The sequence below is a fragment of the Microbacterium sp. Kw_RZR3 genome (assembly GCF_029222405.1).
Classification (GTDB): Bacteria; Actinomycetota; Actinomycetes; order Actinomycetales; family Microbacteriaceae; genus Microbacterium.
Genome location: NZ_JARHXC010000183.1, coordinates 1 through 10,753, shown reverse-complemented (window position 1 = coordinate 10,753; position 10,753 = coordinate 1). Strand labels below are relative to the sequence as shown.

Genomic DNA, 10,753 nt, shown 5'->3' with positions numbered 1-10,753 from the left:
AGTCGGAGTTGCGGCGTGTTTTGGACACTGAACCGGATGCCGCGGCTCACGGGCGCCAACCGGCGGCGCGGAGCGCGGCCACAACGGGAGCCACAACATCGCGTTCCGGGAAGTCGAGGTGGTGGGCGACGATGCGGACAAGGGTCCAGCCCTGCGCGGCGATAGCGCGCCAGCGGTCGGCATCCTTTCGAAACTGCTCAGCGTCGGCGTGCTGTCGTCCGTCGTACTCGACCGCCACACGGTGATCTCGGTAGGCCATATCGAGCCGGGCAACAAATGCGCCAGACGGATCGCGGAGCGTCCCGTTCAGGTCGGGTTCGGGGAGCCCCGCCTGGACGAGAATGAGTCGAACGCGCGACTCGCGCGGGGATTCGGAGCCGGGACGCGCGAGGCCCGCGGCCGAACGTAGCGCGACGATGCCCCGGTGGCGGTGCCTTCCCGCGGCCGCCGCGAGCGCAGATGGCGGAACGTCGTGGGCGAGGAGCCAATCCCCGATCGCCACGAGGTCGGCCTCGCTGACGACCGTGGCGAGGTGCGCCCACGTCGCGACCTTCGCTGTCACGGGTAAGCCATCGAGCGTCGCGATCTCGTCAGACGAGAGGGTGAGGCGATGACCCATGACGCCCTTCGTGCGGGGCTCTCTTGCGGGAGGGACGGCGCTGACGTGTATGACCGCGTCGTGTCGGCAGGCCAACGGCATTCCCCAGAGCCGTGCCGCTGTCGCGTGGCTGAAGAACTGGCCGGGGTGCAGTCGTGGGAGATATGTCCGGCAGCGCTCGAGAACGGAATCGACGGGCACGTCAGCCGACGCGCGCACGCCGTGAAAAGGCGCGTTCAGGTCGCGCGCTATCAGCCGACGACGCGGGACGTGCAGTTCGTCGGCATCCTGCACATGAAACGCCGCGCCGAGGTTTGCGGGCAAGGGCCGGGGAGGTCGCATCGCGCCATCTCACCGGACTTCCGTCCGGCGTTTCGCTGTCCCCTCTCGTCTGTGGAGAGAACACCGCCCTGTGCAGAAGGAGTCGCCGCGTCTGCTCCCATCGCGTCGTGGACGGCCGCACCCCGTCGAGTGTCCAAGACACGCCGTTATGAAGGTGGCGGTTACGGCGTGTTTTGGACACTCAACGAAGGAGAAGGGATGCGGCGCCGCGCCCCGCCTACGCCGCGGCGAGCACCGCGGCGGCGCGAGCCGACGTCGTGCGGCGCCGAACGACCACCAGCGTCGTCACGACCAGCGCGAGCACGCCCCAGACCGCCAGCCCGGCGACACCGGCCCCGACTCCGCTTGCCGACGACAGGGCGCCGAGCATCGCGTCGTACGCGGGGGAGGTGGGCAGGAGCGACGCGATGCCGGCGAGTACGGGCGGAACCGTCGAGACGATCGTCGCGGCGAGGGCCAGGCTGCCGACGATCGCGGCGATCCATCGCCCGGCTCCACCGAACAGCGCGACGAGCGCCTGGTGCACCGCGGCGAAGGCGACACCCGCGGCGACGCAGACGAGCGCGAACACGGCCCAGTCGCCCCAGTCGTACTTGGATGCCACCTGCACCACTCCCGCGACCAGCAGACCCTGCACGGCACCGACGAGCGCTGCGGGCGCGAAGCCGCGGAGGGCGACGAGCGCCGACGGGCGACGGCTGGTGAGCGCGCGGGCCGAGACGGCCTGGAACGCGACGAACGACGCCAGACCCCCGAACCACAGCACCGCCATCGCGAGCAGGGGGACGGCTGCGGCTCCGAAGAGCGTGTCGCTCGTCCCTGTCGCCGAGACGGGGTCGGCGACCACGTCGGCGAGGGTCGTCGCCTGCGCATCCGTGTACTTCGGTAGCTGTGCCACGGCGCTGTCGAGGCCGGAGGCCAACGACGAGGTTCCGGATGCCACCTGGCTCACGCCGTCGGCGAGCTGTCCGGCACCGTCCTCGGCGCCCTGGGCTCCGTCCGCGAGCTTCGCGGCGCCTCCCGCGGCGCTGTCCGCACCGCTGACGAGCTGACCTGCACCGTCGGCGGCCGTGCGTGCCCCGGTCGCAAGCTGCCCGGCACCGCCGGCCGCGGCCTGAGCGCCGTCGGCCAGCTGCGTCGCACCCGAGCCGAGCTGCGAGGCACCCGCGCCGAGCTGTCGCGCGCCGTTGCCGAGGTCGCTCGCACCGCCAGCTACTCCGTCGATTCCGCCCGCGATCGTGTTCAACCCCGTCTCCGCATCGCGCGCCCCGGATGCCAGTCCTTCGGCACCGTCCGCGAGCTTCGCATTGGCGTCGGCGATCGCGCGGACGCCCGCCGGCAGCTCGGCCGCCTGCCCGGCGATCTTGCCGATGTCGGTCACGGTCTGCTGGGCGTTCGGCAATTCGGCGTTCGCGCGGTCAGACGCGGCGCGCAGCTGCGTGCACAGGTCGGGGGTCTTCGCGGGGTCGCACGAGTCGGCGAGACGTTCGAGGTCTCCGGCCGCGGTGCCCAGCGCCTCGTTCACCTTCGGCGCTGCCGCGGCGACCTCCTTGGCGGTGTCCTCGAAGCCCGGGGGGATGGCATCCGCGATCTGACCGACTTGCGTGGCCAGCTGCCGATTGCCGTCCGCGATCCCGTCGGCACCCGTCGCGAGCTTGCCGACACCGGAGGCCGCGTCGCGGGTGCCGTTCGCGAGACTCGTCGCTCCCGCTGACAGCTTGTCGGCCCCGCCCGCGAGGCCGTCGAGTCCGCCGGAGAGCTGGCCCGCGCCGTTCGCGAGATCGCCGGCACCCGCGGCGAGCTTGCCCGTCCCGTCAGCGAGCTGGTCGGCGCCCGTGGCGAGCTGGCCGACGCCGCCGGAGAGCGAGCCGACACCGGTGGCCAGCTGACCGAGACCCGTCGAGAGGTCACCCGCTCCGCTCGACAGCTGCCCCAGGCCATCCCTCAGGCCGTTCGCGCCCGTCGCGGCCTGGCCCGCGCCGTCGGCGAGCTGGTGCGCGCCGCTCGCGGCGCTGCCGAGCTGGTCGCTCAGGGTCGTGAAGCCGAGGAAGACGTTCTTCAGGTACTGCGACGACAGTTCGGTGCCGAAGACCGAAGAGGCGGTGGATGCCAGGGTCGCGGTGATCGCGCCGTCCACGACGCGCGCGTTGGGCGCGGTGGCGACGTCGATCGTGGCCTTCTCGGGCGTCTCTCCGGGGCGGGTCGACAGCGAGGCAGCCGTGAAGTTCTCGGGGATCGTGACGACCGCCGTGTAGGTGCCGTCCTTCAGGCCCGCCGCCGCGTCCTCGTCGTTCGAGATGACCCAGTCGATGTTGCTCGCCTGGTCATCGGCTCCCTTGACGAGTCCGCCGGTGAGCTGACGACCGAGCGGCACCAGCTGCCCATTGAGCTCGACGGCCTTGTCGTCGTTGACGATCGCGGCGGTCATGTTCTCGAGTCGGTCGGTCGGGTTGTACAGCGCGCCGACCAGGATGCCGCCGATGACGGCAGGCAGCAGGAGCACACCGACGAGGGTGCGCCAGGTCACGGGGCGGCGTGAGCGCGAGCGCTCGACGGGGAGAGTCATGCGAACACCTCGGAGAGATCGGCGAAGGTTTCGGGTTCGGTGCGGTGCCGGCGCGGCGTCGGCAGGGCGAGGGATGCCACGTCGGGGCGCAGCGCCTCGGACAGGAGCGCGAGGGCCCGGCGTTCGTCGCGCGCCGAGACGATGAGCGTGAGCGGGGACGACGCGTCGCCGGAGCGTTCGCGTGCCTCGGTGGCGGCGCGCCGCAGTACGTGCGCCACCTCGTCGCGGGCGTCGTCGTCGAGACGGTCGACGTCCGAGACGACCACGATGCGCGTGCCGCGACCCACGGCGTCGGCCACGGTGCGTGCCGCGTCGGCCGTGTCGTCGAGCAGGGCCACCCCGACACGGGCTCGGACGGCCCCCGCGCGCTCGGGGACGAGCAGACCGTCGACGCGCAACCGCCCCTCGATCCCGGCGAGGCGTCCCGACAGGGCGAGCAGGAGCGTGCGGGTCGTCCGACTCTCACCGGTGACCAGCAGGGTTCCGCCGTATCCGAGGCGCAGGGAGATGTCACGGAACACCGGCTGGTCGGCATCCGAGGATCCGACGGCGGTCAGCTCGTCGGCGGCGACGGCGATGGCGGGTTCGCTCGGCCAGTCGGCGAGGCGCACCTCGCGCTCGACCGCCTCGCCCTCGACGTCGAGCTTCGGCAGCAGACGGTCGAGCCAGCGCGGCATCCACCAGGCCTTGTCGCCGAGCAGGGCGAGAACCGCCGGGACGAGCGTCATGCGAACCAGGAACGCGTCGACGGCGACGCCGACGGCGAGACCCAGGGCGATCGGTTTGAGGCTCGAGTCCCCCTCGGGGACGAATGCGACGAAGACGGCGAACATGATGACGGCGGCGGCGACGACCACGCGAGCCGAGCCCACGAACCCGCTGCGGACGGCACCGAGCGCGACCTCGCGCGGCGTGCGACCCTCGCGGTTCGCGTGGACGTAGTCCTCTCTCATGCGAGAGACGAGGAACACCTGGTAGTCCATCGCGAGGCCGAAGAGCACGCCCATCACGACGATCGGCATGAAGCTGATGATCGGGCCGACCTTCGCGACGTGCAGGGTGTCGGCGAACCAGCCCCACTCGAAGACCGCGGCGACCACGCCGAACGACGCGGCGACCGAGAGCAGGTATCCGCCCGCGGCGGTCAGGGGAACCCAGATCGAGCGGAAGACGATCATCAGCAGGATCAGCGAGAGGCCGACGACGAAGATCCCGAACGGGAGGAGGGCGGCGCCGAGCTGGTCGGAGATGTCGATCGTGACCGCGGTGTAGCCGGTGACGAGAAGGCGCACGCCGAACTCGTCGTACAGCCGCTGCTCCTGCGAGCGCAGCTCGCGCACGAGATCGGCGGTGCGCGGATCGTCGGGGGCCGTCTCGGGAATGATCTGGACGATCCCGGTGTCGGCGGTCTGGTTCGGGGTGGCGAGGGCGACCTCGGCGACGCCGGGGATCTTGGCGATCTCGTCGCCGATGTCCTTCATGAGGTTGAGCGGATCGTTCGAGGTCACGATCGTCCCGGTCATGATCAGCGGGCCGTTGGCGCCGGGGCCGAAGTACTCGTCCGTGAGTTCGTACGCGACGCGCGCGGGGTTGCCGACGGGCAGCTGTCCGGCGTTCGGGAGGGTGAGGGCGAGGCTTGCGGCGGGAATCGCGGTGACCCCCAGCAGACCGATGATCGCGACGGTCGTGACGACGGGATGCCGGGTCACCAGGCCCACCCACCGGCGCGCGGGGCCGTTGCGCTGGGCGCGGATCGACGCGGTCTCCGCCTTCTTCTCGCGCTCGGCAGCGTCCGCCGCAGCGGCCGCGGCGACCGTGGCGTCGTCGGCGGGCCCGGTGGCCGCGCGGGCACGGCGGGAGGGCTCCTTCGGCCTCTTGAAGCCCCACCCGACCACACGGTGTCCGGCGAAGCCGAGGAAGGCTGGGGTGAGCGTGAGCCCGACGCACACGGCGATGGCCACGGCGACGGACGCCGCGATGCCCATCGTGGTCAGGAACGGGATGTTCGCGAAGCCCAGACCGATGAGGGCGATGAGAACGGTGATCCCGGCGAACACGACGGCCGAGCCGGCGGTGCCCACGGCGCGGGCGGTGGACTCCTCGGGGTCCATGCCCGCGCGGGTCTGATCCTGATGTCGCGACACGATGAACAGCGCGTAGTCGATGCCGACCGCGAGTCCCAGCATCACCGCCAGCAGGGGAGTGGTCGATGAAACCGTCGCGAAACCGGTGGCGATGAAGATCAGCGCCACAGAGAGGGCCACGCCGAGCAGGGCGGTGGCCAGCGGCATCCCGGCCACGAGGAACGAACGGAACGTCACCATCAGCACGAGGGCGGCGATCACGACGCCCAGGGCCTCGGTGAGGGACGCTCCGGGGATCTCGGTGGCGAAGAGCTGTCCGCCGAGGATGGCCTGCGCGCCGGACGGGAGCGCGGAGCCGAGCGCCGTCGTCGCCTCGTGCAGAGCGTCCTCCGTCGCCTGAGGGACGGAGGACGCCTCGCCCGCGAACTGGATGCGCACGATCGCGGCGCGGTTGTCGTCGGCGATGCTGCCGGAGATGTTCGCGTCGTAGGGGTCGGTGACGGCCTCGACGAAGTCGAGCGTGCCGATGTCGGTGGTCGTCTTCTGGATGGCGTCCTGGTACGCCTGATCGCGCACGCTCGCGCCGTCGGCCGCGACGACGATGATCTCGGCGCTGGCCCCGCTGACCTGGGGGAAGGTGCGGTCGAGCATCTCGAGACCGGCCTGCGACTCGGTGCCGGGGATGGCGAAGGTGTTGTCGGTTCCCTTGGCGAGGAGCGCGACGCCGCCGCCCGCGAGCACGAGGATGAGCAGCCACGCGCTCAGGACCCGCCACGGGTGACGGAACGACCAGCGGCCCAGGGTGTACAGGAAAGTTGACACGGTGGCGGCTCCCACGATCGGCGGACAGTCGATACATCACCGTATCGGATACAACAATGTATCGTATTCGCGGGGAGAGGACTCGAACCTGAGTCTCGGGTGTGAGCAGGAGGATGTGGATGACGGATACGGCACCGGCGCCGTCGCGTCGACGGGAGAACACGCGCACGCGTCTCATGGATGCCGCGGCCGAGATGTTCGCGGAAGTCGGCATCGAGGCCGCCTCGGTCGAGGCGATCTGCGAGCGAGCGGGATTCACGCGCGGTGCCTTCTACTCGAACTTCGCCTCGAAGGAGGAACTGTTCCTCGCGCTGTGCGCGCGCTCCGCCGAGACGACCATCGCGTCGGTCCGCGCGCGCGTGACCTCGATCGAGGATCGGGGGCTGAACGGGGCGGGCGATGTCATGCAACTCGTCCAGGAGGTGCTCGAGGCGACCGGCGAGGACCGCCTCGATGTGCTCCTCGGCGCCGAGACACGTCTGCAGGCCCTGCGCAATCCCGAGTTCGCCGAGGCCTATCTGACGCTGAACCAGGGGCTCGGCGAGAGCGTCACGCAGCTCGTGCGCGACATCGCCGACGCGCGGGGGCTGGCGTTGCGGGTCCCCGCCGAGGTGGCGACGGAGCTCCTGCTCGCGGTGTGGATCTCGACGTCCGAGACCGCTCTGCTGACCAATCAGGCGGTGACCGTGTCGCGCGTCCAGCTGGCCGAGCGTCTGTCGCAGGTCGTGGGCCTCATCCTCGAGTGAGCTCGAGCGCGGCGTGACAGCGCCGCAGCCGGTCCAGCCACCAGTCGCGACGATCGTCGTTCGCCGCGACGCGATCGAGATCAGCGGTCGTCGGGCGCGGGCGCTCAACGGGCAGGACTCCGCCCCGGGCGCGGAGCGGGGATGCCACCACGTCGGCCGTGAAGAGCGACGCGGTGCCGAGCCCGCAGTCGTAGTCGAGCGCGGGGAGCGCCGCGGCCAGGGCGACGCCCATCGAGAGGCCGATCGACGTGTCGAGAGCGCTCGAGACCACCGCGGGCAGTCCCGCCTGCGCGACGATGTCGAGCGCCGCGCGCACGCCGCCGAGCGGTTGGGCCTTGACGACGAGCAGATCGGCCGCTCCCATCCGCGCCACCCTCAGCGGATCGTCGGCCTTGCGCACGCTCTCGTCGGCGGCGATCGGGATGTCGAGGTACGCGATGCGCTCGCGCAGCTGCGCGAGTTCGTCGACCTCGGAGCAGGGCTGTTCGACGTACTCCAGGTCGAACTCGGCGAGGGCGTGCACGGCCCGTTCCGCCTCATCGACGTTCCAGGCGCCGTTCGCATCGACGCGCACACGACCCTCGGGACCCATCGCCGACCGGACCGCCCGCACCCGCGCGACATCGTCGTCGAGCACCTGCCCCGCCTCGGCGACCTTGACCTTGACCGTCCGGCATCCGTCGTACCGGGCCAGGATCCCGGGGACCTCGGATGCCGCCACGGCCGGCATCGTGGCGTTGACGGGCACCGTGTCGCGCCGTGGTGTCGGCGCGGGGTTCCAGCCGAAGTCGAGCGCGCCCGAGAGCCAGGTCGTCGCCTCGGCGTCGGAGTACTCCACGAAGGGCGAGAACTCCGTCCACCCCGCGGGCCCCTCGAACACGACCGCCTCGCGGGCCTCGACACCGCGGAAGCGGGTGGCCAGCGGGAGGGAGACCACCCGCGCCGTCGCGAGGATGTCGTCGAGCGGGGGGAGGGGCGCGGTGCTCATCTCCCCATCCTGGCCCGCGTGTCCACGCCCGGGAATAGGCTGGCGCCATGCTCTTCGACACTCCGGTGCGCCTCGGCGTCCAGATCCAGCCGCAGCACGTCCAGTACTCCGACATCCGCGATGCCGTCTTCCGTCTCGAAGAGATGGGCGTCGACATCCTGTTCAACTGGGATCACTTCTTCCCCCTCTACGGCGACCCCGACGGCGAGCACTTCGAGTCGTGGACCATGCTCGCGGCGTGGGCCGAGCAGACCGAGCGCGTCGAGTTCGGCGCGCTGGTGAACTGCAACAGCTACCGGAACGCGGACCTGCAGGCCGACATGGCCCGCACCGTGGACCACATCAGCAAGAAGGGTGGCGACGCCGGTCGCTTCATCTTCGGCACCGGCTCGGGCTGGTTCGAGCGCGACTACGACGAGTACGGCTACGAGTTCGGCACGGCGGGCTCGCGCCTGAACGCGCTCGCGACCGATCTCGACCGGATCGTCGACCGCTGGGGCAAGCTCAACCCCGCCCCCACTCGCAAGATCCCCGTGATGATCGGCGGCAAGGGCGAGCAGAAGACGCTGCGCATCGTCGCGAAGCACGCCGACATCTGGCACAGCTTCGTCACGCCCGACGAGCTGCCCCACAAGCTCGGTGTCATCGAGAAATGGGCTGAGACCGAGGGTCGTGACCTCTCCGGCCTCATCGTCTCGAACGAGCTCAAGGACCGCGACGAAGAGGTGGCGGACGCCCTCTTCGACGCGGGCACCCGCCTGTTCACGCTCGGCTTCTCGGGCCCCGAATGGGACTACTCGCTCGTCGAGCGCTGGTTGGCCTGGCGCGACGGCAAGAACGCCTGAGCATCTCGCGCTTCGCGCCCGCGCCCATAAACACGATTCGCTCGCGGAAACGCGTGCTCCCCGTGTTTATGGGCGCGGATCGCGTTTATGCGTGAGGCCGTCGGCTCGCGCGGGTCGGCCGGAGCCCGGCTCCTCCCCGCGCCGCCGGTCGTAGGCTGGAACGGTGACCGTCTCCGAGCTGTTCGACCCCGCCGAGTGGACCCTCGCGCCCGGTGCCGAGCGATACACCGACATCACCGCGCACGTCACCCACGACGGGAGGATCGCGCGCATCGCGTTCGACCGCCCCGAGGTGCGTAATGCCTTCCGCCCGCACACCGTCGACGAGCTGTACACGGCCCTCGACATCGCGCGGCAGGACCACCGCATCGGCGTCGTCCTGCTCACCGGCAACGGCCCGAGCCCGAAGGACGGCGGCTGGGCCTTCTGCTCGGGCGGTGACCAGCGGATCCGCGGGCGAGACGGCTACAAGTACTCGCACGAGGAGCACGTCGTACACGACCCCGGTCGCGCCGGACGCCTGCACATCCTCGAGGTGCAGCGTCTCATCCGCTTCATGCCGAAGGTCGTCATCGCCGTGGTGCCCGGGTGGGCGGCGGGCGGCGGGCACTCGCTCAACGTCGTCTGCGACCTCTCGATCGCCAGCGCCGAGCACGGTCGTTTCAAGCAGACGGATGCCGATGTCGGCTCGTTCGACGCCGGTTACGGCTCCGCCTACTTCGCGCGCCAGATCGGGCAGAAGTTCGCGCGAGAGGTCTTCTTCCTCGCGGAGGAGTACTCGGCGCAGCGCGCGTACGAGTTGGGGGCGGTCAACCGCGTCGTGCCCCACGCCGACCTCGAGCGCGAGGCCATCGCGATGGCCCGCACGATCCTGACCAAGTCGCCGACGGCGATCCGCATGCTGAAGTTCGCGTTCAACGCGGTCGACGACGGGCTCGTCGGGCAGCAGGTGTTCGCCGGGGAGGCGACGCGCCTCGCCTACGGCACCGACGAGGCGGCCGAGGGGCGCGACTCCTTCCTCGAGAAGCGCGACCCCGACTGGTCCGATGTGCCGTGGCATTACTGAGCGCCGGAGCCCGGGCGTGAGGCTCGAGGCCCGGGCATCCGGGGATCCTCGCGACGTCGTGCGCGCCCTGCGCGCGGCCGTGCTCGGCGCGGGTCCCGCGGTCGCGCTCGGCGGAGGCGAAGTGCCCCGCGAGGTGCCCGCGGGGACGGCGGCCGTCGTGACCACCTCGGGCTCGACCGGCGTGCCGAAATCGGTGGTGATCTCTCGCAACGCCCTGATCAGCAGCGCTTACGCGACGGCCGCGCGCATCGGCGAGGGGGCGTGGCTCCTCGCCGTGCCCGCGACCTACGTGGCCGGCGTCCAGGTGATCGTGCGCGCCCTCCTCGCCGATCGGGAGCCCGCCGTCGTCGCGGGTCCTTTCCGCCCCGAGCCGTTCGCGGCGGCGGCCCTCGGTATGGCTTCCCACATCGACGGCGCGCGCGTTCCGAGTTACACCTCGCTCGTTCCCGCGCAGTTGCAGAGACTCCTGGATGCCGCGGACCACGACGACACCGTCGCCCAGGCGCTGCGCTCGTTCGAGGCCATCCTCATCGGCGGCCAGGCGCTCGCCCCCGCGGTTCGCGAGCGCGCGGCGGCGGCCGGGGCGCGGATCGTGCGTACCTACGGCTCGACCGAGACCAGCGGTGGCTGCGTGTACGACGGGGTGCCGCTCGACGGCGTCGACGTCGCGATCGTGGAGGGGGAGGTGCGCCTGTC

General features: G+C 71.1%; 8 protein-coding genes. 4 read left to right on the top strand and 4 right to left on the bottom strand.

Translation table 11 applies throughout. The features are described 5' to 3' along the window. Positions 1-46 precede the first annotated feature (46 nt). The 3 genes from P2P98_RS09765 to P2P98_RS09755 form a co-directional block, all read right to left on the bottom strand. On the bottom strand, positions 47-619 hold the full coding sequence (locus P2P98_RS09765) for a DUF559 domain-containing protein (protein WP_275799475.1): 573 nt from the start codon (positions 617-619) through the stop codon (positions 47-49). A gap of 538 nt (positions 620-1,157) precedes the next feature. Beyond that, on the bottom strand, positions 1,158-3,506 hold the full coding sequence (locus P2P98_RS09760; protein ID WP_275799474.1) for a YhgE/Pip domain-containing protein: 2,349 nt from the start codon (positions 3,504-3,506) through the stop codon (positions 1,158-1,160). Beyond that, entirely contained in the window at positions 3,503-6,412 is a 2,910-nt protein-coding gene (locus P2P98_RS09755) for an MMPL family transporter (RefSeq protein WP_275799473.1), read from the bottom strand. The genes P2P98_RS09760 and P2P98_RS09755 overlap by 4 nt, the downstream gene beginning before the upstream one ends. 119 nt (positions 6,413-6,531) lie before the next feature. On the opposite strand from P2P98_RS09755, the gene P2P98_RS09750 reads away from it, so the two are divergent. Beyond that, the gene (locus tag P2P98_RS09750) at positions 6,532-7,158 is read left to right on the top strand and encodes a TetR/AcrR family transcriptional regulator (RefSeq protein WP_275799472.1); all 627 of its coding nucleotides are present in this window, start codon (positions 6,532-6,534) and stop codon (positions 7,156-7,158) included. Here P2P98_RS09750 and P2P98_RS09745 read toward each other — a convergent pair. Then, positions 7,145-8,146, bottom strand: a complete 1,002-nt coding sequence (locus tag P2P98_RS09745) for an o-succinylbenzoate synthase (RefSeq protein WP_275799471.1) — start codon at positions 8,144-8,146, stop codon at positions 7,145-7,147. The two genes, P2P98_RS09750 and P2P98_RS09745, sit on opposite strands and share 14 nt — an antisense overlap. 47 nt (positions 8,147-8,193) lie before the next feature. Between P2P98_RS09745 and P2P98_RS09740 the strand changes: the two genes are divergently transcribed. The 3 genes from P2P98_RS09740 to P2P98_RS09730 form a co-directional block, all read left to right on the top strand. Next, a complete protein-coding gene (locus P2P98_RS09740; protein WP_275799470.1) occupies positions 8,194-8,991 on the top strand; it encodes an LLM class F420-dependent oxidoreductase in 798 nt (265 codons plus the stop codon). A 163-nt stretch (positions 8,992-9,154) separates the two neighbouring features. Then, positions 9,155-10,057 carry a 1,4-dihydroxy-2-naphthoyl-CoA synthase gene (locus tag P2P98_RS09735; RefSeq protein WP_058596855.1) on the top strand — a complete coding sequence of 301 codons (903 nt, stop codon included), beginning with the start codon at positions 9,155-9,157 and terminating at the stop codon, positions 10,055-10,057. 16 nt (positions 10,058-10,073) lie between these two features. Next, a partial coding sequence (locus P2P98_RS09730; RefSeq protein ID WP_275799469.1) for an AMP-binding protein occupies positions 10,074-10,753 on the top strand: 680 nt, incomplete at its 3' end.

Excerpts from the sequence above, each read along its gene's own strand:
- P2P98_RS09745 (WP_275799471.1), bottom strand. The coding sequence starts at position 8,146 with ATGAGCACCGCGCCCCTCCCCCCGCTCGACGACATCCTCGCGACGGCG.
- P2P98_RS09765 (WP_275799475.1), bottom strand. The coding sequence starts at position 619 with ATGGGTCATCGCCTCACCCTCTCGTCTGACGAGATCGCGACGCTCGAT.
- P2P98_RS09750 (WP_275799472.1), top strand. The coding sequence starts at position 6,532 with ATGACGGATACGGCACCGGCGCCGTCGCGTCGACGGGAGAACACGCGC.
- P2P98_RS09740 (WP_275799470.1), top strand. The coding sequence starts at position 8,194 with ATGCTCTTCGACACTCCGGTGCGCCTCGGCGTCCAGATCCAGCCGCAG.
- P2P98_RS09760 (WP_275799474.1), bottom strand. The coding sequence starts at position 3,506 with ATGACTCTCCCCGTCGAGCGCTCGCGCTCACGCCGCCCCGTGACCTGG.